This is a genomic window from Kribbella sp. CA-294648 (assembly GCF_050943845.1).
Classification (GTDB): Bacteria; Actinomycetota; Actinomycetes; order Propionibacteriales; family Kribbellaceae; genus Kribbella.
This window is the reverse complement of the sequence record NZ_CP191981.1, coordinates 5545824-5568718: the sequence shown is the minus strand read 5'-3', so window position 1 is coordinate 5568718 and position 22895 is coordinate 5545824. Positions and strand designations below refer to the sequence as shown.

The 22895-nt window shown below is 68.7% G+C and carries 18 protein-coding genes; 6 read left to right on the top strand and 12 right to left on the bottom strand.

Annotation, left to right across the window (positions count from 1 at the left end; genetic code table 11):
- Positions 1-106 precede the first annotated feature (106 nt).
- Positions 107-1138 carry a lipoate--protein ligase family protein gene (locus tag ACQPYM_RS26280; RefSeq protein WP_433005135.1) on the top strand — a complete coding sequence of 344 codons (1032 nt, stop codon included), beginning with the start codon at positions 107-109 and terminating at the stop codon, positions 1136-1138.
- A 210-nt stretch (positions 1139-1348) separates the two neighbouring features.
- Here the strand turns inward: ACQPYM_RS26280 and ACQPYM_RS26275 are convergent, their stop codons facing one another.
- The 6 genes from ACQPYM_RS26275 to uraD (ACQPYM_RS26250) form a co-directional block, all read right to left on the bottom strand.
- Entirely contained in the window at positions 1349-2074 is a 726-nt protein-coding gene (locus ACQPYM_RS26275) for an IclR family transcriptional regulator (protein ID WP_433005132.1), read from the bottom strand.
- A 405-nt stretch (positions 2075-2479) separates the two neighbouring features.
- The gene (locus ACQPYM_RS26270; RefSeq protein ID WP_433005129.1) at positions 2480-3718 is read right to left on the bottom strand and encodes a DUF6986 family protein; all 1239 of its coding nucleotides are present in this window, start codon (positions 3716-3718) and stop codon (positions 2480-2482) included.
- 18 nt (positions 3719-3736) lie between these two features.
- The gene (locus tag ACQPYM_RS26265; RefSeq protein WP_433005126.1) at positions 3737-5107 is read right to left on the bottom strand and encodes an 8-oxoguanine deaminase; all 1371 of its coding nucleotides are present in this window, start codon (positions 5105-5107) and stop codon (positions 3737-3739) included.
- Positions 5104-6009 carry a factor-independent urate hydroxylase gene (gene pucL / locus ACQPYM_RS26260; RefSeq protein ID WP_433005123.1) on the bottom strand — a complete coding sequence of 302 codons (906 nt, stop codon included), beginning with the start codon at positions 6007-6009 and terminating at the stop codon, positions 5104-5106. Before pucL ends, ACQPYM_RS26265 begins: the two co-directional genes overlap by 4 nt.
- A gap of 4 nt (positions 6010-6013) precedes the next feature.
- On the bottom strand, positions 6014-6541 hold the full coding sequence (locus ACQPYM_RS26255) for a hydroxyisourate hydrolase (protein ID WP_433005120.1): 528 nt from the start codon (positions 6539-6541) through the stop codon (positions 6014-6016).
- A complete protein-coding gene (uraD, locus tag ACQPYM_RS26250; RefSeq protein WP_433005117.1) occupies positions 6538-7044 on the bottom strand; it encodes a 2-oxo-4-hydroxy-4-carboxy-5-ureidoimidazoline decarboxylase in 507 nt (168 codons plus the stop codon). Before uraD (ACQPYM_RS26250) ends, ACQPYM_RS26255 begins: the two co-directional genes overlap by 4 nt.
- Positions 7045-7148: 104 nt before the next feature.
- Here uraD (ACQPYM_RS26250) and ACQPYM_RS26245 point away from each other — a divergent pair, with 104 nt between their 5' ends.
- Positions 7149-8345, top strand: a complete 1197-nt coding sequence (locus ACQPYM_RS26245; RefSeq protein WP_433005114.1) for an RNA-guided endonuclease InsQ/TnpB family protein — start codon at positions 7149-7151, stop codon at positions 8343-8345.
- Between the two features lie 37 nt (positions 8346-8382).
- On the opposite strand, the gene guaD is transcribed toward ACQPYM_RS26245, so the two are convergent.
- The 6 genes from guaD to ACQPYM_RS26215 form a co-directional block, all read right to left on the bottom strand.
- Positions 8383-9675, bottom strand: coding sequence for a guanine deaminase (gene guaD, locus ACQPYM_RS26240; RefSeq protein WP_433005111.1), 1293 nt, complete (start codon positions 9673-9675; stop codon positions 8383-8385).
- Complete coding sequence (gene xdhC, locus ACQPYM_RS26235) at positions 9672-10499, bottom strand: xanthine dehydrogenase accessory protein XdhC (protein ID WP_433005108.1); 828 nt, start codon at positions 10497-10499, stop codon at positions 9672-9674. Before xdhC ends, guaD begins: the two co-directional genes overlap by 4 nt.
- 14 nt (positions 10500-10513) lie before the next feature.
- Positions 10514-12919: a xanthine dehydrogenase molybdopterin binding subunit gene (xdhB, locus tag ACQPYM_RS26230; protein WP_433005105.1), complete on the bottom strand. Its 2406-nt coding sequence runs from the start codon at positions 12917-12919 to the stop codon at positions 10514-10516.
- Positions 12916-14406: a xanthine dehydrogenase small subunit gene (locus ACQPYM_RS26225; protein WP_433005102.1), complete on the bottom strand. Its 1491-nt coding sequence runs from the start codon at positions 14404-14406 to the stop codon at positions 12916-12918. The genes xdhB and ACQPYM_RS26225 overlap by 4 nt, the downstream gene beginning before the upstream one ends.
- The gene (uraD, locus tag ACQPYM_RS26220; protein ID WP_433005099.1) at positions 14403-16331 is read right to left on the bottom strand and encodes a 2-oxo-4-hydroxy-4-carboxy-5-ureidoimidazoline decarboxylase; all 1929 of its coding nucleotides are present in this window, start codon (positions 16329-16331) and stop codon (positions 14403-14405) included. Before uraD (ACQPYM_RS26220) ends, ACQPYM_RS26225 begins: the two co-directional genes overlap by 4 nt.
- 141 nt (positions 16332-16472) lie before the next feature.
- A complete protein-coding gene (locus ACQPYM_RS26215; protein WP_433005096.1) occupies positions 16473-18005 on the bottom strand; it encodes a PucR family transcriptional regulator in 1533 nt (510 codons plus the stop codon).
- Between the two features lie 274 nt (positions 18006-18279).
- Between ACQPYM_RS26215 and ACQPYM_RS26210 the strand changes: the two genes are divergently transcribed.
- The 4 genes from ACQPYM_RS26210 to ACQPYM_RS26195 all read left to right on the top strand — a co-directional run bounded on the left by ACQPYM_RS26210 (position 18280) and on the right by ACQPYM_RS26195 (position 22886).
- A complete protein-coding gene (locus ACQPYM_RS26210; RefSeq protein WP_433005093.1) occupies positions 18280-19104 on the top strand; it encodes a hydroxypyruvate isomerase family protein in 825 nt (274 codons plus the stop codon).
- A 28-nt stretch (positions 19105-19132) separates the two neighbouring features.
- Complete coding sequence (locus ACQPYM_RS26205; RefSeq protein WP_433005090.1) at positions 19133-20017, top strand: 2-hydroxy-3-oxopropionate reductase; 885 nt, start codon at positions 19133-19135, stop codon at positions 20015-20017.
- On the top strand, positions 20017-21750 hold the full coding sequence (gene gcl / locus ACQPYM_RS26200) for a glyoxylate carboligase (RefSeq protein ID WP_433005087.1): 1734 nt from the start codon (positions 20017-20019) through the stop codon (positions 21748-21750). The genes ACQPYM_RS26205 and gcl overlap by 1 nt, the downstream gene beginning before the upstream one ends.
- Positions 21751-21824: 74 nt before the next feature.
- Positions 21825-22886, top strand: coding sequence for a glycerate kinase (locus tag ACQPYM_RS26195; RefSeq protein ID WP_433005084.1), 1062 nt, complete (start codon positions 21825-21827; stop codon positions 22884-22886).
- Positions 22887-22895 lie beyond the last annotated feature (9 nt).

Sequence of the window (22895 nt, the reverse complement as noted above, 5' to 3'; positions counted from 1 at the left end):
CCGCGCAGCAGCAGCTGGTCCAGCGGGTTTGCCGCTGGATCAGCGAGGCTGCGGAACATTCGGTGCGGGTTGGCGGTTGTGGGTTGACGTGCATGGTGAATACAAGGTGCCTGGTGGGAAGTTGGTTGTTGCGGATCTGGACGTCGCCGGGGAGGTGGTGCGGCGGGCTCGGATCAGTGGGGACTTCTTCCTCGAGCCGGATGACGCGTTGGAGCGGATCGACGCGGCGCTGGCCGGAGTACCGGTTGGGGCGCCGGTGGCCCAGCTGGCGGCGCGGGTGCGAGGCGCACTGGGGGATGGTGTCGAGATGCTCGGGTTCTCGCCCGAGGCGGTTGCGGTCGCAGTACGGCGGGCGTTGACCGGGGCGTCGGCGTGGACGGATCACGCGTGGGAGTTCGTGCACGACGTACCGCGGGAGCCTGCGTTGCAGATGGCGCTGGACGAAGTACTGGCCGAGCAGGTCGGTTCGGGGGAGCGGCCGCCGACGTTGCGGATCTGGGAGTGGGCGTCGAACGCGGTCATCATCGGCAGCTTCCAGTCGCTCGCCAACGAGGTCGACCTGGCCGGCGCCGCTCGCCACGACGTGACCGTCGTACGCCGGATCAGCGGCGGCGGCGCGATGTTCGTCGAGCCCGGCAACACGATCACATACTCGCTGTATGTGCCGGAGTCGCTCGTCTCGGGGCTGTCGTTCGTCGACTCGTATGCGTTCCTCGACGACTGGGTCGTGGGTGCGCTCAACGAGCTCGGCATCGCCGCGACGTACCAGCCGATCAACGACATCACCTCGCCGGCCGGCAAGATCGCCGGCGCCGCGCAGAAGCGGTTCGCGGGTGGCGCGGTCCTGCACCACGTGACGATGGCCTACGACATGGACGCCGCGAAGATGGTCGAAGTACTGCGCATCGGCCGCGAGAAGCTCTCGGACAAGGGCACCACCAGTGCCAACAAGCGCGTCGACCCACTCCGCAGCCAGACCGGTCTGGAACGCGCCGACGTCATCAAACGTCTCGTCGGCACCTTCGCCAACCGCTACGGCCTCGCAGCCGGGACCATCGACGACGCGACCGTGGCCGAGGCTGAGCGGCGGGTTGCTGAGAAGTTCGGCACCGAGGAATGGCTGACCCGAGTCCCGTAGCTGCTGGCGGATGCTCGGCGCCATCCGTCGGAGCCGCCGTTTCGTCGTCTGGGACGGACCGCCACCCCGGCAGGCCCGGGAGTGGGCGAACTGGGGCGGCTCATGCGTTTCGGGGGTTAACCCCCGCGGTTGTGGGTTGCCCCCTCGGAATCTCGGGTGGCAACCCATCCTCTCGGGGGTTGACCCCTGAGAGGGCGCGGGAGCTCTGGGTCAACGCAGGTCGTCGGAGAGGGCCTTGGCTGCTTGGGTGAGCATCGGGACGGCGTGGTGGAGGAGCTCTTCGGTCATCCGGCCGGCCGGGCCGGAGATCGACATGGCCAGGCGTGACGGCGCATCGGGGACCGGTACTGCGACGCAGCGGACTCCTTGCTCCTGCTCGCCTTCGTCGAGCGCATAACCGTCGGCCTGGGCCTTGTGGAGCTGGATCGTGAACTCCTCGACGTCGGTGATGGTCGTCGCGGTGTGCTTCGGCATGCCCGTGCGGTTGAGCAACTCGCGGACCTCAGGCTCAGGCAGCTGAGACAGGATCGCCTTGCCGACGGCCGTGCAGTGGGGGAGCACCCGGCGCCCGACCTCGGTGAACATCCGCATCGAGTGCCGCGACTGAACCTGCGCGAGATAGACGATCTGGTCACCATCGAGCATCGCCATGTTGGCCGACTCCCCGAACTCATCCACCAACCGAGCCAGATGCGGCCGAGCCCAGACACTCAACATCCGAGAAGACGTCTCCCCGAGCCGGATCAGCTTCGGCCCGAGCACATACTGCCGAGACGGCTCCTGGCGCACATAGCCGAGGTCCACAAGCGTGCGAACAAGCCGATGAATAGTAGGCAACGGAAGCCCAGACGCAGCAGCCAACTGCGAAAGCCCCACCATCCCACCCGCATCAGCCATCACCTCAAGCAACCCAAACGCCCGCTCAATCGACTGCACACTCCCAGTGCGACTCTTCGCACCCACCACTTCCGCCACCACAACCCCGCTCTCCACAGCTATTCCGGATCCCGGAAGTTTACCCCCAGATAACGGAAACCGGGCGGGAACTTAGCTAGTGCGGATCACGAGGTTGGTGACCGGTTCGGCGGCGCAAGCCCGCTGAGACGACGAGCGCCGGCAGCTCATCATGAGCCGGTTCGGGGAGAATTCTTGCCAGCTCCGCGGAGGATCTTGCCCCTTCCCGGGGAGAAAATCCTCCCCGGTCCGGGTCGTGCCCGCGCCGGCCCGGCTCGCGCTGGGCGGGGCGGGGCTGGGCGGGCGGGTGCTGCGGACGTGCGGGCGCCCGCTCGGCGACGCGGGGTTGGTGACCGTGGGCCAGCGATGATCGGACCGGGCGGCCGGCTAGCGGCGGGCGAGGACGGATAGTTCTTGGAGGTCTACGGCGATCAGGAGGTCGATCTCCGATGGATCGATTGCGCCGCACTCGACTCCGCGGAGTACGAAGCCTGCCAGGGCTGTGGCGGTTGCGGGCTCGTCTAAGTAGCCGGAGTTGCCGCCCTCTAGGTAGGCGCGTAGGCGGGTTGCCGCGGTTTCCAGGCCTTCGCGGTAGAAGGAGTAGGTGGCGAGGTAGCGGGTGGGGAGTTGGGCGGGATGCATGTCCCAGCCCTGGTAGATGCCGCGCTCCAGGGAGCGGCGTACTAGTCGGCTGTGGAGGCGCCAGGCCGCGTGGACCTGGTCGCGGGAGCCGATCGGTAGGACGTTGGTGGAGCCGTCGCAGACGAAGACGCCGGTGCCTGCGGCGGCCAGTTGCATCACGTCCTTGGCGTGGTCGGCGACCGGGTGCTCCATGCTCTGGTACGCCGCCGCGACGCCCAGCGAAGCCGAGTAGTCGTACGTGCCGTAGTGCAGCCCGGTGACTCGGCCAGCGCCCGCCCGGATCATCCGGGGCAGGGGAGTGGTGCCGTTAGCAGCGAGGATCGCCTGCGGGGTCTCGACCTGGATCTCGAACTTCAGCGACCCCGTCGGCACCGAATGAGCGCGCTCGATCGCCTCCAGTACGACGACCATCGCCTCGATCTGCTCGACCGAGGTGACCTTGGCGAGGGTGATCACGAAGCCGTCCGTGAGTGCGCCGGCGCCGGCCAGCTCGCCGACAAACAGGTTGAGCGTCCGGATTCCGCGGCGGCGGCTCGGCGCTTCGAGCGATTTGATACGAAGGCCGTGGTACGGCGGGACCGTGTCCGTCTTGACCTGCTCGGCTAATGCCTGGGCGGCCCCGACGGCTGCGGCGTCCTCTTGGTCGTCGGGGCGATTGCCGTAGCCGTCTTCGAAATCGATGCGTAGGTCCTCGATCGGCTCCCGCTCCAGCTTGGCGACGACTCGTTCGTAGACCTGAGCAGCATGACGCTGCGGCAACTGCAGGAGCTCGGCCAGCTCGTCAGTCGATCCGCCATGGTCGGCGAGCGCGGTCCGGGCCGCCTTTGCCCATTCGTCGACCGTGCCGGCGTCGTACCGGTCGGCGGGGACGTAGACGGTGTGAACTGGTTGCCGGACGCCACGATCGCCGGGGTACAGCGAGTTCAGCGCGGCGTCGGCTTCGGCCAGGCGCCGGTCGAGCTCGGCGTTGAGTGCGTCTTCCACAGGTGGGCCTCTCGCGGATCAGGTGGTCTTGGTGAGGAGGTCGTGGTGGGTCTGGGCGACCTGGCGGGCCAAGGTCTGTTCGTCGATGGTGACGACGGTGTCGTGTTCGACGACGGGACGGCCGTTGACCAGGAGGAGTTCGAGTGGGGGTGGCGGGCCGAGGATGAGCGCGGCGATGGGGTCGGTGATGCCGGCGTGGCCGAGCGTGTCGAGACGCCAGACCGCAAGATCGGCCAGCTTGCCGACCTCCACAGAACCAATCTCGTCTTGCCGACCGAGAATGCGGGCGCCGTCAAGGGTGGCCAGCTCCAACGCAGTACGAACATCGAGTGCTTGCGGGTCGCCTCCGCCGCCTGCTCCTACTGGGCGGGCTCTAGCGAAGAGGAGTGCGTGGCGGAGTTCTTCCAGCAGGCTGCCGGCTTCGTTGCTGGCGGCACCGTCTACGCCGAGGCCGACCGGACAGCCGGCTGCTCGCAGGTCGGCGACTCGAGCGATGCCGGCTCCGAGCCGGGCGTTGGAGCTCGGGCAATGAGCGATCCCGGTGGCCGACCGGCCGAGGTTCTTGATCTCCGCGTCGTCGAAATGGATCCCGTGCGCGAACCACACATCCGAGCCGGTCCACCCGAGGTCAGCCGCGTACTGCGACGGAGTACAGCCGAATCTCTCGTCGCACCAGCTGACCTCGTCGACCGTCTCGGCCAGATGCGTGTGCAGCCGGACATTCTTGCGGCGAGCGAGTTCAGCCGCCTCGCGCATGAGTTCGGCGGTGACGCTGAACGGCGAACACGGCGCGACCGCGATCCGCAGCATCGAGTCCGGCGAAGGATCATGCCAGCGGTCGATCGCCGCCTCCGTCGCCAGCAGGATCTCGTCGCGGTCCTCGACCACGGAGTCGGGCGGCAGACCGCCGTCCTTCTCGCCGAGGTCCATCGATCCGCGCGCCGGGTGGAACCGCAGGCCTACCTTCGCCGCGGCAGAGATCTCCGCTTCCAAGAGATCGCCGCCGCGCCGCGGAAAGACGTAGTGGTGATCAGCCGCCGTCGTGCAGCCGGTCCGAGCGAGCTGCGCCAGCGCGCCCTGCGCGGCAACATGCACCGACTCCTCGTCAAGCCCCGCCCACACCGGATAGAGCTTGGTCAGCCAGCCGAAGAGGGTGGCATCGGCGGCGAGCCCACGCGTCACCCACTGGTACAGATGCTGATGCGTGTTGACGAAGCCGGGCGTGACGAGGCAGCCACGTCCGTCGATCACCCGCGCTCCGTCGTACGCCGGTGCCGGACCGATGCCGACCGCAACGATTCTCTTGCCGTCGACAACTACATGCCCGCCGGCCAGCTCGCGCCGGTCGCGGTCGATGGTGGCGATCGCGGCGTTGTCGATGACGATCAACAGAACCCCGGTACCGCGTGCCAGGCCGACCCGGAATCGCTCGCGTCGTCACGAACCACGGTGGCCTCGATCAGCCCGTACGGCCGGTCCGCGGCGATGAAGACCTCGCCCGGGTTCTCCACCTCGAACGGGCTCAGGTCGACCAGGAAGTGGTGCTTGTTGGGCGCCGAGAACTTGATCTCCGCGACCTCCGGGTGCCGTTGCAGCACCGCTTCGCCCATCCCGTACAGGGTCTGCTGCAACGCGAGACTGTGGATCCGCGCGAACTGCTCCAGCAGCAGGCCCTTGATCTCGTCGTACGACTTGTCCCAGTCGACGTCGGTGTGGTCGTAGCGCCAGCGGGCGACCAGCGAGGTCGCGAGGATGCGGTCGTCGGTCTCCTTCAGCGTCGTGTACTTGTCCTTGAGGAAGCCGTGGAACTCCGACCCGGTGGACTTGAGCACGGTGAGATCGCGGATGCCGGATACGACGTACTGCTTGCGGTCCTCGCCGCGGCCCTCGACGTTGACGACCGTGGTCCGGATGCCGCTGCCGCTGCGGACGAACGAGTGGTCGTGGCCGGCGCCGTCGACGGAGATCCGCTCCCACGGGTACTCCTCGATCTCGACCCGGGCGCCGTCGGCCGCGGGCGCCGCCGCGAGGAAGTGGTTGCCGAGGGTGAGGGCGAACTCCTCGATCGAGTCGACGCCCTTCTCCTTGGCGAAGGCGAAGGCGGTGTTCTTCTGGGTGTCGGTCGGCAGCACCTCGGACTGGTCGCCGGTCGTGTGCGCGTCCTCGAACCGGCCGCGCAGCGCGGACGAGACGTTGAGGTCGCGGATCTGGTGGCGTGGGGTGTCGCGGTAGATGCGGACGACCCGGCTCTCGGCCTTGCCGTACTGGTTGGCTCCCAGGTGGATCGCCATCGGATCAGCTCCCTCGATAGGTGGAAAACGCAAACGGGCTGAGCAGCAGCGGCACGTGATAGTGCCGCTCCTCAGTGACTACGAAGGTCACAGTGACCTCGGGATAAAACGACTCCTGACCATCGCGCGCAACCTCGAACCACAGCTGATAGACCCCAGGCACCAACTCGCCGAACCCGGCAACCCGCCCATCGCTGTCCGTCTGCCCACTAGCCAGTACTTCGAACTGCCGGGTAACCGTGCTCCCGACCGCGGCCGAGTCCGCGCTCGGAAGCGGTGGATCGAGAGGACGGCTCAGGGTCGGTCGGGGCGAGGTGATGGCGGTCTCGCCCGGATCCGGCAGTCCGGGCGGCGCCAGGCTGCCGTCGCCGGCCCCGGAGGCAACGCCCTCGGCCTGCGGTGTCGCCCTGCTGCCCACCGCAGACAAGTCCGCCGCAGGCGGCGATGCGACTACACGCGTCAGCAGGATCTGTACATCCGGGGCGGGGGTGCCGGTGGTGGTGTTGAGGATGTGGGTGCTGAGGGTGCTCATGCGGGGACCTCCGCGGTGAGGAGCTTGGTGAGGCGGAGGAGGACGATCTTGCGGAGTTCCTCCTGTACTACGGCTGCTTCGGTGGAGTCGTCGTTGGTGAGGCGGTGGTTCAGAGCGGTGAGCATCTCGGTGGCTGACAGGCCGGTGGCGCAGATCAGGAAGACCCGGCCGAAGCGATGCTCGTACTCGCGGTTGCCGGCCGCCAGCGCTGCGCGGACCCCCGGGTCGTCGCCGACGCCCGCTTGCTCACCCCGCGACCAGGTCGCCTCCGTGGTTTCGCCCGTGGCGCGGTCGCCGATGCGCGGGTGAGCGGCCAGCGCCAGCGCGACCTCCCCGTCATCGAGTGCTCGGACCGCACGGTCCGCTACCGCGGCGAGCGCCTCCGCATCGGCGTACGGGCGGCCGGCGAGGACCCGCTCGACCCAACGCGGGACGTCGCAGCACGCAGCCAGGAGCGGACGCAACTGGCCGACCGGAGCCGTGTTGAACTCCTGGAGATTCATCGGGTTGGCCGCAGAGAAGCCCCGTTGGTGACGGTGGGGAGATTCCGCGACTTCCTCCCTTCGTGGATCGGGGACTGTCGGTCCAGCCTGATTGGATAGGTGGCATGTCGCGGTTCCGGATGTACCCAACTCCCGCGCAGCAGGCTGCGTGGGTGGAGCAGTGCGGGTATGCCCGGTACGTGTGGAACCTGGCTCTTGAGCAATGGTCGATGTGGACCAGGGATAAAGGAGCAACGCCCGGGTACGTCGAGCAGGCACGCCAACTGACCGAGGCGCGGGCGATGTTCAGTTGGTTGCGGGCCGGATCGCAGACCGTCCAGCAACAGGCGTTGCGCGACTTCGACAGGGCCGTCAAGAATTTTTACGCGGGAACCCACCGGCGGCCGAAGTGGCGCAAGGCCGGCCTGCCCGAGGGGTTTCGCATCGTCGGGAGCCAGGCGTCCCGGATCGTGAAACTGAGCCGGAAGTGGGCAGCGGTCAACGTGCCGAAGGTCGGCTGGGTGCGGTTTCGGATGTCCCGCCCTGTTCCCGAGGCGAAGTCGTACCGGGTCAGCTGCGATCGGGCGGGCCGCTGGCATCTCGCGTTCGCCGTGATCCCGCCCCCGATTCCCTCGCCGGGGACGGGGGAGGTGGTCGGTGTGGATCGCGGAGTGACGGTGTCGGCGGCGTTGTCCACCGGTGAGCTCTTGTCGTGCCCCGGCTTGTCGGAACGTGAACAGCAACGGCTGAAGCAGTTGCAACGCCGGCTGTCGCGCTGCCGTCGCGGCTCCAACCGTCGGCGGCAGGTGAGGGCCGCGATCGCGAAGCTGCATGCGCGGGCCGGTGACCGTCGCAAGGATTGGGTGGAGAAGACCAGCACCGACCTGGCGCGGCGGTTCGACGTCATCCGGGTCGAAGGTCTGCGCATCGCCCAGATGACCCGGCGACCACGGCCGAAGCCCAACCCGGACCGACCGGGCACGTACTTGCCGAACCGTCGGCGTGCCAAAGCCGGACTGAACCGGGGCATCCTGGCCAACGGCTGGGGCGACCTGGTGACCCGTTCGGAGCACAAGGCCGTGGGGAGGGTTCAGAGAGTGAACCCGGCGTACACATCGCAGACCTGTAGTGTCTGCAGGCATTGCGTACCAGAGAACCGCGAGAGCCAAGCGGTGTTCCGGTGCGTCGCCTGCGGACACCAGGCGAACGCGGACGTGAACGCGGCAGTGAACATCGCGGCCGGACGGGCCGTCAGCGCGCGGCGAGAGACGCCGGCACCGGTCTCGCTGAAGCGTGAACCTCAACACGCTACCTCCACGTAGTAGTTGGAATCCCCGTTCATCAGAGGCGGGGAGGACGTCAACCAACCTCCATCGGGGACAACAGTTCGCCGTCGATCCAGACGGCGCGGACGTCGGCCGGCGTACCGAGCGTGAAGAGCCGGGCCAAGGCGTCCTCGGCGTCTTCGGCGTGTTCGAGTCCGACCGCGAGTGGTGAGCCGTCGGCCGGGCGGATCAGCTGGGCGTCGAAGCGTTTGCCGACGCTCAGCTCACCCACGTCGTCGAGCCCGAGCGCCTCCGCTCCAGCGGTGGTTGCCAGGTGCAACAGATGCGCGGAGTTGAGCGGAAGCCCGTGATCACCCATCAACTGCTGACAGAAGTAGGCCTGCAAGCCTTCCTTGAGCAGCGAGAAGCCGGTACCGGCTCCGACGTCCGACCCCAGCGCAACCCGTACTCCGTGTTCGAGGTGCCGCGTGAGGGGGAACAGCCCGCTTCCCAGGACGGCGTTGCTCGTCGGGCAGTGGGCGACCGTCGCGCCGCTGTCGCCCAGGACCTTGAGCTCGACATCGGTCGGGTGGACGTTGTGCGCGAGGACGCTCCGTCGATCGACCAGGCCGTGCTTCTCGTACGTGCTGACGTAGTCGCTTCCGCCGAAGAGCTCCGCCACGGTGGCGATCTCGGCCTCGTTCTCGTTGAGGTGTGAGGTGAACAGCGCGCCGGGGATCTCCTCCAGCACGGTGTGGCACGTCGCGAGCAGCTCGTCGGTACAAGACAGCGAGAAGCGCGGCGTCACGGCGTACCGGTTGCGGCCGACGCCGTGCCAGCGGGACGCCAGGGCGAGCGACTCGGTGTAGGCGCGCTCTGGGGTGGTCAGCAGGTCGGCGCGCAGGATGCGGTCACTGACGACCAGACCGCTAGTGATCCGCAGACCGACCCGCGACGCGGCGGTGAAGAGCGTGTCAACTGCTTCGGCGAAGTGTGCTCCGAAGACCAGCGCGCTCGTAGTACCGGCTGCTGCGAGGCCGCGCACGAACTCGTCGGCCACGCTGGAGGCGTAGGCGGCGTCGGCCATCCGGGCTTCTTCGGGTAGCGCGTAGCGGTCGAGCCATTCGAGCAGCGGCATCCCCATGCCGCCGACCGCGCGGATCTGCGGGAAGTGCACGTGGGTGTCGACGAAGCCGGGTAACACCAGGCCGCCGGTCAGGTCGACCACGCGCTCGGCCGGGTGGGCGCTGCGCAGTTCGGCGTACGGGCCGCGGGCGGTGATCACCCCGTCCTCGACGAGCAGGGCGGCGTCGGTCGCGACCCGGAGGGTGCCGCCGGTGAACGGGTTGTCTGGAGTGTCGAGGAACGTGCCTCTGAACAGCGTCATGCTTCTGCCTCACGGTGAACCGGCGCGGAGTTGCGCTCGGCAACGAACTGTTGGAGCAGCCAGGCGGCCACGCCGACCGCGATGACGGCCGGCTCCTTGCCTGGCAGGTCGGGGAGACCGATGGGGGTGGTGATCCTGGCGATCGTCTCGGCCGAGTTGCCGTCCTCGGCGAGCTTGTGGCGGAACCGCGTCCACTTCGCGCGCGACCCGATCAGGCCGATCGTTGCCAGTTGCCCGTTTCTCAGGGCGGCGTCGCAGAGGGCGGCGTCCTCCGCGTGGTCGTGGGTCATGATCAAGGCGTGCGTTCCCGGTGGCAGCTCGCCGACCACGAGCTCGGGCAGCACTGGCACGTGGTGCACGTGGACGCCGGCGATCGCATCGTCCAGCACCGAGAGCCGCTCGGGTGTCAGCTGGTCGGGGCGCGAGTCGATCAGGTGCAGCTCGAGATCGTGCCGGGCAAGAATCCGCGCCAGCTCGAGACCGACATGGCCGATCCCGAAGATCGCGACGGCCGGGACGACGGGCAGCGGCTCCAGCAGCAGCTTCACCTCGCCGCCGCAACACTGAACAGCTTGCTGGAATGGAGCCTTGTCGGACAGCGCAAACTCCAGTACTTCGGGTTCGCGGCTGCCCGCCGTGAGCATGGCGCGCGCCCGCTCGATCGCGACCGCCTCGAGGTTGCCCCCGCCAACAGTCGCCCAGACCCGCTCCGCGGAAACCACCATCTTGGCCCCGGCATCCCGCGGCGAATGCCCCCGCACAGCCATCACCGTCACCAGTACGCCGCCCTGCCGCCGCTCCCGCAGCGCCTGAACAGCCCGCATCCACTCCATCTCGATCACACCCCCGTCAACTCAGCTGGAGAAATGGCTGAGCCGGCAGCGGATGCGTTCTCGCCGTCGGGGTTCGGCTGCCCGGACCTCCGGGCGCTGTCCAGCGCCCAGTAGACCGCCTCGGGTGTGGCGGGGGAGGCGAGGTCGACGCTGGTTCCGGGTGGGCCGAAGGCTGCTGCGGCCTGGCGGAGGGCTTCTCGTACTGAGAAGGCGAGCATCAGCGGCGGCTCTCCGACGGCCTTCGAGCCGTAGACAGCGCCATCCTCGTGCGCCTTCTCCAGCAGCCGGACGTTGAAGACTTCCGGCATCTCCGAGAAGCTCGGCAGCTTGTAGGTGCTGGCAGCTTGCGTCGCCAGCCGCCCACGATGAGGCCCGTCGCTCTCGTCCCAGCGCAGATCCTCCAGCGTCAGCCAGCCCGCGCCCTGCACGAACCCACCCTCGATCTGCCCGATGTCGATCAACGGGCTGAGGCTGTCACCCACGTCGTGCACGATGTCGACCCGTCGCAACGTATACGCACCGGTGAACCCGTCGACCTCGACCTCAGCCGCCGCCACGCCGTACGCGAAGTACTTGAACGGCTCACCCCGCATCGCGTTGGCGTCCCAGTGCAGGCCTTCGGTGCGGTAGAAGCCGGCCGCCCAGAGCTGGACCCGCTGCATATAGGCGGCGCTGACCAGCTCTTCCCAGTACATTTTCCCGCCGCCGAAGGTCAGCCCCTGGACGACGCCGCCCACGAAGCGGACGTCCCGCGGGCTGATCCCGAGCTTGCCACCGGCAACTTGTGCGAGTCGCTCGCGGATCTGCTCGCAGGCGTTCTTGATCGCGGCGCCGTTGAGATCGGCACCCGAGCTCGCCGCGGTAGCCGACGTGTTGGGCACCTTGTCGGTCCGGGTCGGCGCCAGCCGTACCCGAGCCAGCGGAACGCCGAGCGTCGTCGCCGCGACCTGCAGCATCTTGGTGTGCAGCCCCTGGCCCATCTCGGTGCCGCCGTGATTGATCAGCACCGAGCCGTCCTTGTACACGTGCACCAACGCACCGGCCTGGTTGAACGCGGTCAGGTTGAACGAGATCCCGAACTTCACCGGCGTCATCGCCAGCGCCCGCTTCGCGAAGGGATGCGCGGCGTTGAACCGCTCGATCTCCACCTTCCGCCGCTCGACGTCACCCGCCGAGAGCACCTCGCTCCAGCACGCCTCCAGCCGCTCGGCGTGACGGACCGGCATCCCGTACGGCGTACTGTGCTGCGACTGGTAGAGATTGCGCCGGCGCAACTCCATCGCGTCGTACCCGAGCAGCGGTGCGCACCGCCCGAGCAGATCCTCGACCACGAGCATGCCCTGCGGTCCGCCGAAACCACGGAACGCGGTCTGCGAGGTCTTGTTGGTCTTGGCGATTCGCCCGTCGACACGGACGTTGGGGATCCAGTAGCTGTTCTCGATATGGCACATCGCCCGAGCCAGCACCGGCTCCGACAGGTCGAGGCTCCAGCCACCGTCGGCGGTGAGCGTGGCGTCGAGCGCGACCAGGTGACCCTCGTCGTCGAACCCTGCCCGCCACTCGGTGTGGAACCCGTGCCGCTTGCCCGACATGGTGATGTCCTGAGTCCGGTTGAGCCGCAACCGCACTGGCCGGCCGGTCAGCGTCGCGCCCAGCGCCGCGATGGCAGCAAACCCGTGCGGCTGCATCTCCTTGCCACCAAAGGCGCCACCCATCCGCAGACACTGCACGGTCACCGCATGGCTGGCCACGCCGAGCACATGGGCAACAATCTCCTGCGTCTCCGACGGATGCTGCGTGCTGCTCTGCACGAAGATCTGGCCGCCCTCGTCGACCAAGGCCAACGCGGCATGCGTCTCCAGGTAGAAGTGCTCCTGACCCGCGAACTCGAACTCACCCTCGAAGACATGCGGCGCCGCGGCCAACGCAGCTTCGACGTCGCCACTCTCGAGATGCCGCCCAGTGCCCTGGAAGTTGCCAGCGGCAATTGCTTCGCGAACCGTCACCAGCGAGGGCAGTTCCTCGTACTCGACCTCAACAGCAGCAGCCCCGAGCCGCGCGGCCTCCAACGTCTCGCCGAGCACCCAGCAGATCGCATGCCCGTGGAACATCGCTTCCGACGGGAACAGCGGCTCGTCATGCTTCACCCCGGCGTCGTTCACCCCGGGAACGTCCTCGGCGGTCAACACCCGCACCACCCCCGGTACGTCGTACGCAGGCTTCACCCGCAGGTCGACGATCCGGGCATGAGCGTGCGGCGACTGAACCGGCCACGCGTGCAGGACATCGCGCGTGCGGACGACGAGGTCGTCGGTGTAGAGCGCCTCACCGGTGACATGCAATGCGGCGCTTTCGTGCGGCAACGGCAGGCCGACAACTGCCTGCTCAGGTCGCTGGGACAACGAGCTCATGCGTTAACCCCCTCGGCGGCGAGGTGCTGGGCGTACAAACGAAGGAGCGACTGGCCGAGCATCGCCGACCGGTACGACGCGCTGGCGCGGTGGTCGTCCAGCGGTGTCCCCTCAGCAGCCAGTACTGCGGCCGCTTCGCGGACGGTGTGCTCGGTCCATGGCCGGCCGGTCAAGGCCTGCTCGGTCGCCCGGGCCCGAATCGGCGTGGCGGCCACGCCACCCAGACCGATCCGGGCCTGGCTGACGGCGCCGTCGGCGAGTTCGAGCGCGAAGCCGACCGCGACGCTGGAGATGTCGTCGAACCGGCGCTTGGCGATCTTGTGGAAAGCGGTCAAGGGGGCGAGCGGCAGCGGGACCACGATGGTCCGGATCAGTTCGTCGTCCGCCTTCACCGTTTCCCGGTACCCCGTGAAGTAGTCGGCCAGCGGGACTGTTCGCTCGCCGCGAGCGGAGGCGAGGACGAGCGACGCGTCGAGGGCGAGCAGTGCTGGCGGAGTGTCACCGATCGGTGACCCAGTGCCGAGGTTGCCGCCGATGGTGGCGCCGTTGCGGATGAGCCGCGAGGCGAACTGCGGGAACATCTGGGCCAGCAGCGGCACCCGCCCGGCGAGCAGTCGCTCGATCTCGCTCAACGTCAGTGCGGCACCGATGCGGACCTCGTCGGGACCGAAACTGAACTCTCGCAATGCGGAGAGCCGGTCCACGGCGACCACCAACGGAGCGCGGACGCCGCGCAGATTCACCTCGACCCCGGCATCGGTCGAGCCGGCCACGAGCCGCGCATCCGGCCGCTCAGCCAGCACCGCGAGCGCTTCCTCCAAGCTGGCCGGCCGCAGGAACTCCGCGCCGTCAACCGCCACCTTCGTCGCCGCGGGCGGGGGAGGAGGCGATGACCGGCGGGCCGCGAGAACGTCGTCCGGCGCAGGATCACCGAGCGCGTACGCCGCGTCCCGGATCGGCCGATAGCCGGTGCACCGGCACAGGTTGCCGCTCAACGCATGGAGGTCGAACCCGTTCGGCCCGTGCTCGTGGTCGCAGGAGGCGTCGGCGGACGCGGAGCCGCCGTTGAGTTCCTGCTTCTGGGCGCGGGGCGCGGTGGCGGGCGTAGTACGGGTCGGGCGGTAGTACTCGGCGGCCATGCTGCAGACGAACCCCGGGGTGCAGTAGCCGCATTGTGAGCCGCCTCGGACTGCCATCTCCTGCTGCACCGGGTGGAGTTCGGTGCTCCTGCCCAGACCCTCGGCGGTGACGATCTCCTGGCCGTCGAGGGAAGCCGCCGGCATCAAGCAGGCGTTCAGGGCGGTCCACTCCGTCGGGCTGTCGATCCCTGGCCGGGCGACGAGTACAGAGCAGGCGCCGCACTCGCCCTCGGCGCAGCCCTCCTTCGCACCCGTCAGGCCGCGGTCACGCAACCAGTCCAGCAGGGTGGTGTGGACTGGTACGCCGTCGAGACTGGCGTCCTGGCCGTTCACCTTGATCGTTGTCATGGTCTGCTGCTCCAGCGGGTCCTTGCACTGTGGATGGGGTTCGCATCGGAGAGGAAGTCGTCGAAGCGGAAGCCGGCGATCTTCGCGATCTCCAGCAGCGCCGCCGCGTGTTCCTGGTTCTCGCAGTTGTCCAGCCGTTCCCGGCCCTGCTCCACGATCCGGTCGAACGACTCCGCGTCCCGGACCGAGATCACCAGCGGGAACCCGAACCGCTCCTTGTACTGCGCGGTGATCGCCTCCAGCTCGTCCCGGTCGGGCTCGGCCAGGTAGGTCAGGCCCCGGGTCGACTGGTCCCGCAGCGAAGCCTCACCACTGAGGCCGTCGGCAACGAGTTGCGACCCGAGCTGCGGGTACGACGCGATCAGTTCTCGCTGCTCCTCCTTCGAGCCGGAGAAGAGCGCCTCCTGGAACGAACGGCGCAGCGCGTGGGTGTCGGCGAACGGCCGCATCTCCCAGGCCCGCTCCACCATCCAGGTCGGTCCCTGGAACAGTTCGGCGAAGGTCCTCACGAACTCCTCGCGAGACATCTCGTTCACCTGGTCCAGCCGGATGGTGCCGGTGCCCTTGGGCTGGCCGGCGACCGCCGGGCCGAAGTCCTTGCCGACGTGGTGGAAGAGGATGTTGAGCCCGATCGCGGTCAGGCTGCCAAGAGTGATGCCGCTGCCGAAGATGATCTCGGCCCAGCCCGGTACCGCCTGGGCGACCTGCGGCTGCGCCGTCACGTACATCGCCAGGCCGACGCTGGTCGCCACGATCACGACGTTGCGGTGGTCGTGGAAGTCGACCTTCGCCAGGGTCTGGAAGCCGACCACCGCGACGGTGGCGAACATCGCCAGCGCGGCGCCGCCCAGGACCGGGTGCGGGATGCCGGCGACGATCGCGCCGGCCTTCGGGACCAGGCCGAGCAGGATCATGATCACGCCGGCCGCCGCGACCACCCAGCGGCTCTTCACCCGGGTCAGCCGGACCAGGCCGACGTTCTCGGCGAAACACGTGTAGGGGAAGGAGTTGAAGACGCCGCCGATGGTGGTGGCCAGGCCGTCGGCCCGCAGCGCCCGGGCGATGTCCTCGCGGCCGATCCGCTTCTCCACGATCTCGCCGGTGGCGAACACGTCACCGGTGGTCTCCACCGCGGTGATCAGCATGACCACGATCATCGAGATGATCGCGGCGACCGAGAACTGCGGCCAGCCGAAGTGGAACGGCGTGGTCACGCCCACCCAGTCCGAGTTGTTGACCGCGTCGAAGTGCGCGTCCCCGAAGGCCCAGGCGACCAGCGTGCCGACGACCAGGCCGGCCAGGACGGCGATCGTCGCCATGAAGCCCTTGAAGACCCGCTGGATCAGCACGATCAGCGCGAGGGTGCCGAGCGCGTAGGCCAGGTTCTTGCCGCTGGTCGGGTCCGAGGTCGGGCCGGCACCACCGGTCGCGTCGCCCGCGGCCACCGGCAGCAGGGCCAGGCCGATGATCGTGATGACCGAGCCCGTGACGACGGGTGGGAAGAACCGGATCAGCCGGCTGAAGAACGGCGCGATGAAGAAGGTGGCGAGTCCGGCGACGAGCACCGCGCCGTAGATGACCAGCAGGCCGTCGGTCCCGCCGCCCGCGGCCAGGCCGATCGCGATCATCGGGGAGACCGCCGTGAAGGTCACCCCCTGCAGCAGCGGCAGCCGGACGCCGACCCTCCAGAAGCCGACCGACTGGATGATCGAGGCGATGCCACAGGTGAACAGGTCGGCGTTGATCAGATGCACCAGCTGCTCGGTGCTGAGCCCGATCGAGTTCGCCAGCAGGATCGGGACGATCACCGCGCCGGCGTAGAACGCGAGCACGTGCTGGGTGCCGTAGACGGCGAGGCGCCCCGGTGACAGCACCTGGTCGACAGGATGACGGGCGGCGCGGCTCGGTCGTGGTTCTGCCTTCATCGGGGCACCTTCCAAGGGGTCGCGGCGGATCTGACCTGCACGACAGCTTGGGCTCCGGCGACGGCCGATTGCACCCGAGAAACCTCCGAACTTCCGGGGTTTCCGCGGGTCTGATTTGGAGGATCCTCCAAAAGCTGAGCGTCAGAGCGACTTGAGCGCCAGGAAGACGTCGACCCGGTCCTCGAACTGCGACAGATCGCGACCGGTCAGTTGCTCGATGCGTTCGATCCGGTACCGGACGGTGTTGACGTGCAGGTGCAACGACTCCGCCGTCCGCGACCAGGAACCCGACCAGGCCAGGAACTCGTCCAGCGTGGCGATCAGGTCGGCACGGGTCTTGCGATCGTGCTCGAGTACCGGCCCGAGCACCCGGTGGGCGTAGGTCCGCCGGACGTCGTCGGGGACCGTTGCCAGCAGCAACACATGGGAGGCGACCTCGTCCGAGGTCACCACCGAGACCCGGGTCCGGCCGGCCAGGGCGGCCCGCTGGGCGAAGCGCGCCTCCTCGAGCGCTCCGGTCAGCGCGTCGAGAGTGGTCGCGCCGCTGACACCGACCGTGAGTCGCGCCTTGGCGAGACCGGGGGAGAGCCGGCCGAAAGCTCGGCGGAGCAGGCTCGGCAGCTCGGGCGATGAGGGCAGGAGTGCGACCAGCAGGCCGTCGCGTCCCGCGGCGACCACGGCCGGGCCGACCGTCAGGGCTACGTCCTCGAACACGGTGAGCGCAATCTCGACCGGGCCGTCGTCCCGCAACTCGGCCACGGCGACAGCCATCGGCCGGTCGGAATGCGCTCCGGCCTGGCGCAGCCGAGTCGCCACCTCGGCGTGAGGTCCGCCCGACTCGACCAGGGCCAGCGCATCCGCGACCAGCGGCCGCAACGCGAGCCGCCCCTCGTCCCGGCGTACCCGGTCGAGGGCGGCGATTGCGCACAGCTCCTGCACCGCTTCGACATGGGCGCGGGGCCACTGGGTGTGGTCACCGTCGACGACCAGCAACCACGCGGTGAGCCGATTGCCGAGACCCGACCCGATCGGAAACAGGCTGTACGCCGTACCGCCCGCGTCGGCGACAGCGGGCGTGCGATCGGCGGTCAGGAACCGTCTGGTGACCGCGTCGAGCGTGTCGTCGTCCAACGGCTCAGGACCCGGTACGACGTGCCGCCCGGTCGACGTGATCACCCGGCAGTCGTGCCCGATCTCGGTGGAGATCCGGGCGGTGAGCTCGTCGAGGCTGCGGCCGGAGGCGATTGCCGACAGCAACTGGCGCTGGCGGACGAGACTCGCGGACAGCCGGGCGCCGGTGTCGGCCGCGCCGGCCGCCGCGACGTACTCGGTGACGTCGGCGAAGGCGACCTCGGTGGGCACCTCGACGAGCGTGACCTCGTGTCGCCGGCAGGCCTCGAGCAGGTCGTCCGGAATCGTGCCGAGCAATGCCTTACCGGCGAGGATCGTGGTGGCGCCGCGCTCGGCCACCGAGGCCACGAACGTCTCGCTGTCTGCTTGGCTCCTGCGCCAGACCAGTCCGGTCAGGACGAGCTCGCCGCCGTTGAGGTAGTTGCCCGGTTCGAGCAGGTCGGTGGTGACGAGGCGGCCGATCGGCAGGTCGTACGCGCCACGAGCCGCGTGCAACAGCCGAAGCCCCAACTCAGGCGCATCGAAGAGCTCGGAAAGCAGCACCGCCACTCCTCCGCTCGGTCGAGAACCAAACCCACTCCTTGGAGGAACGTACAACGCGCACACGCCCCCGCGAAACGCCCGCGCACACGAGCACCCGCGCAAGACCGCGCACACGAGCCCTGCCGACCCACCGCCCGCGGAGCGACCGCGCTCCCGCCCCGACCCCGCCGTCCCGGCGCCGGCCAGTGCTTGACGAGGTCCGGAGGGCCGCTCTATGGTCATTTCGCATAGCAGAAGCAAACTTCCACAATGCGGAAAACGAGAGAAGGATGTCATGAGCCACGCGCTGCGCCACGCCGTGAACTGCTCGATCCTGTTCACCGAGCTGCCACTGCTGGAGCGCCCGGCGGCGGCCCGGGAGGCCGGCTTCGGAGCCGTCGAGTTCTGGTGGCCGTTCGCCGGCGCGGTCCCGTCGGACCACGAGGCCGACGCCTTCGTGACCGCGATCCAGGACGCCGGAGTGCAGCTGGTCGGGCTCAACTTCTTCGCCGGCGACATGCCCGCGGGCGACCGCGGCCTGGTGTCGTGGCCCAAGCGCACCGGCGAGTTTCGCGACAACATCGACGCCACGGTCGGGATCGGCGAGCGGCTCGGCTGCCGGGCCTTCAACGCCCTCTACGGCAACCGCGACGACGCGCATTCCGCGAGTGAGCAGGATGAGCTCGCCGCCGAGAATCTCGGGCTGGCCGCCAGCGCCGCCGCCCGGATCGACGCGACGATCCTGGTCGAGCCGGTCAGCGGAGCCGAGCGCTACCCGCTCCGCACGGCGGCCGATGTGCTGAGCGTCATCGACCGGGTGCGGACGGAGTACGGCGTACAGAACCTTGGACTGCTGGCCGATCTGTACCACCTCGCGGTCAACGGCGACGACGTCGACCGGGTGATCGCCGAGCACACCGACCGGATCGCGCATGTGCAGATCGCGGACGCGCCGGGCCGCAACGAGCCCGGGACCGGATCGCTGCCGCTCGACCGGCAGCTCGCCGCCCTCGAGAGCGGCGGCTACGCCGGCTGGGTCTCGCTCGAGTACAAGCCGTCCACCACCACCCCCGAGAGCTTCGGCTGGCTGCCGCGCGAGCGCCGCGGCCTCACCGCCTGACCACCTGAGCTAACTAGGAGATTCCGTCATGACCAACATCGCCTTCATCGGCCTCGGCATCATGGGCAACCCGATGGCCGTCCACCTCGCCACCGCCGGCCACGCCGTCGCCGGTTTCGACCGCAGCCCGGAGCGGGCCGCCGCCCTGATCGAGGCCGGTGGGCGCGCCGCGACCTCGCTGGCCGACGCGGTCAAGGGCGCCGACGTGATCTGCGTGATGGTGCCGGACTCGCCCGATGTCGAGCAGGTGCTCAACGCGGACGACGGCGTCTTCCAGCTGGCCGAGACCGGCACGCTGATCATCGACTTCTCCAGCATCCGGCCCGACGTCACCCAGCAGCTCGCCGAGCAGGCCCGCGCGCTCGGCTTCCGGATGCTCGACGCTCCCGTCTCCGGTGGTGAGGCCGGTGCGAAGAACGCCGCGCTGTCCATCATGGTCGGCGGCGAGGCGGACGACTTCGCGATCGCCAAGCCGCTGTTCGATGCCATCGGCAAGACCGTCGTGCACGTCGGTCCGAGTGGTTCGGGTCAGACCGTCAAGGCCGCGAACCAGCTGATCGTTGCCGCCAACATCCAAGCGGTGGCCGAGGCCGTCATCTTCCTGGAGGCCTACGGGGTGGACACCAAGGCCGCGCTGGAGGTGCTCGGTGGGGGCCTAGCCGGTTCGGCGGTGCTCAACCAGAAGAAGGAGAACATGCTGTCCCGCTCCTTCCAGCCCGGCTTCCGGATCGATCTGCACCACAAGGACATGGGCATCGTGACCGCGGCCGCTCGCGAAGCGGGTGTCGCAGTACCGCTGGGTGCTCTGGTTGCGCAACTGGTGGCTTCGGCTCGCGCGAACGGCGACGGTGGTCTCGACCACTCCGCGTTGCTGCGGGGCGTGGAGCGTCTGTCCGGGAAGGCGACGGCCTGATGGCCCGCATGCGCGCGGTCGACGCCGCGGTCCTGATCCTGGAGAAGGAAGGTGCCACCCAGGCGTTCGGCCTGCCCGGTGCCGCGATCAACCCCTTCTACAGTGCGATGAAGAAGCACGGCGGGATCAAGCACGTCCTGGCCCGCCACGTCGAGGCCGCCTCCCACATGGCCGAGGGCTACACCCGGGCCACGGCGGGCAACATCGGCATCTGCGTCGGTACGTCGGGCCCCGCGGGCACCGACATGATCACCGGCCTGTACTCCGCTTCGGCCGACTCGATCCCCATCCTCTGCATCACCGGGCAGGCGCCGGTGGCCAAGTTGCAGAAGGAGGACTTCCAGGCAGTCGACATCGCCTCGATCGCCAAGCCGGTCTCGAAGTGGGCCGTCACGGTGATGGAAGCGGCTCAGGTACCGGGGACCTTCCAGAAGGCCTTCCACCTGATGCGCGAGGGACGGCCCGGACCGGTGCTCGTCGATCTGCCGATCGATGTGCAGCTGGCGGAGATCGAGTTCGACATCGACACCTACGAGCCGCTGCGGGTGACCAAGCCGGCCGCGACGCGCGCGCAGGCCGAGAAGGCGCTCGCGATGCTCAACGAGGCTGAGCGGCCGCTCATCGTTTCCGGAGGCGGCGTGATCAACGCCGATGGGGCCGAGTTGCTGGTCGAGTTCGCCGAATTGGTCGGCGTGCCCGTCGTACCGACGCTGATGGGGTGGGGGAGCATCCCGGACGACCATCCGCTGGCCGCCGGGATGGTGGGGTTGCAGACCTCGCACCGGTACGGCAACGCGACGTTGCTGGCGTCCGACTTCGTGCTCGGGATCGGGAACCGCTGGGCGAACCGGCACACCGGTTCGGTGGCGAAGTACACCGAGGGACGCAAGATCGTGCACGTCGACATCGAGCCGACGCAGCTCGGGCGGGTGCTGGCACCGGACTACGGGATCGTGTCCGATGCCCGGGCGGCGTTGGAGGTCTTCGTCGAGGTGGCGCGGGAGTGGGCTGCCTCGGGTCGGCTCGCTGATCGGTCCGCGTGGGCTGAGGAGTGCCGGCAGCGGAAGGCGACGTTGCTGCGGAAGACGGATTTCGCGAACGTGCCGATCAAGCCGCAGCGCGTCTACGCGGAGATGAACAAGGCTTTCGGGCCGGAGACGCGGTACGTCTCCACGATCGGGTTGTCGCAGATCCAGGCCGCGCAGATGCTGCATGTCTATCGGCCGCGGCACTGGATCAACGCTGGGCAGGCCGGGCCGCTCGGCTGGACGGTGCCGGCGACGCTCGGTGTTGCGGTGGCGGATCCGGACAGTACTGTCGTGGCGCTGTCGGGGGACTACGACTTCCAGTTCCTGATCGAGGAACTCGCGGTCGGTGCGCAGTTCAACATTCCGTACATCCACGTGGTGGTGAACAACTCCTACCTCGGGCTCATCCGGCAGGCGCAGCGCGGTCTGGAGATGGACTACTGCGTGCAGCTGTCGTTCGAGAACATCAACAGCCCGGAACTTCAGGGCTATGGTGTCGACCATCTGAAGGTCGCCGAAGGCCTCGGGTGCAAGGCGCTGCGGGTGACCGAGCCGGACGAGATTCTGCCGGCGCTGGAACAGGCGAAGAAGCTGATGATCGAGTTCCGCGTGCCGGTGGTCGTCGAGGTCATCCTGGAACGCGTCACGAACGTCTCCATGGGAACTGAGCTCGACGCGGTCACAGAGTTCGAGCCCGTCGCCTGATGGGGGATCGCTCTTCCGCGCGGCGGGTGGTCGTTGCCTCTGACAAGTTCAAGGGGACGTTGGGGAGTGCCCAGGTGGCTGCTTTGGTGGGGGAGGGCGTGCGGCGGGTGCTGCCTGATGCTGAGGTCGGTTGTGTGCCGGTGGCCGACGGGGGTGACGGGACGCTCGCCGCGGTTGCGGCTGCTGGTTTCGAGTTGGTCCCGGTGGTGGCCAGCGGGCCTACGGGTGAGCCGGTTTCTAGTGGGTTTGCTCGGCATGGCCGGACTGCTGTGGTGGAGTTGGCTGATGTTTGTGGGCTGGTTCGGTTGGCTGGGGGTGAGCCGGCTCCGATGGTTGCTTCCTCGCGCGGTGTGGGTGAGGTGATGGCCGCGGCGATCGACAGTGGTTGCCGGCGGGTGATCCTCGGGATCGGGGGGAGTGCTTCTACCGACGGTGGCGCCGGTTTGGTCCGGGCGCTCGGAGCCAGGGTGCTCGATGCTCAGGGCAAGGAAGTTGCCGAGGGTGGCGCGGGTTTGGCGGCAGCGGCGGTTCTCGAGCTGACTGCGCTCCACGCCAGGTTGCAGGAGGTCGAGGTCGTGGTCGCCTGCGACGTGGACAATCCGCTGACCGGGCCGGCCGGCGCCGCAGCGACGTACGGGCCTCAGAAGGGCGCCGGCGACGCCGAGGTCGAGCAGCTTGACGCCGCGCTTGGGCACTGGGCCGACCTGGTTGCCCGGACGACCGGTCGCGACCTTCGGGAGGTGCCGGGGGCTGGGGCTGCCGGGGGAGTGGGGTTTGCGGCGGTTGCGCTGCTCGGGGCTGAGTTGCGGTCGGGTATCGAGCTGGTGCTGGAACTGGTGGGGTTCGACCAGCGGGTGCTGGGTGCGGACCTCGTGGTGACCGGCGAAGGCGCGCTCGACGAGCAGACGCTGCACGGGAAGGCCGTGGCGGGTGTGGCTGCCGCCGCGCGAGCGGCCGGAGTACCGGTGGTTGCTGTTTGTGGCACCAATCGGCTCGAGCCTGAGCAGCTGCGGTCGGCAGGGATCGGCGCGGCGTACGCGCTCACCGATGTGGAGCCCGACGTACGGCGTTGTATCGCCGATCCCGCGCCGTTGCTGCGAGAGCTCGGTGAGCGGATCGCGGCGGATCTACGATGAGGACAACTG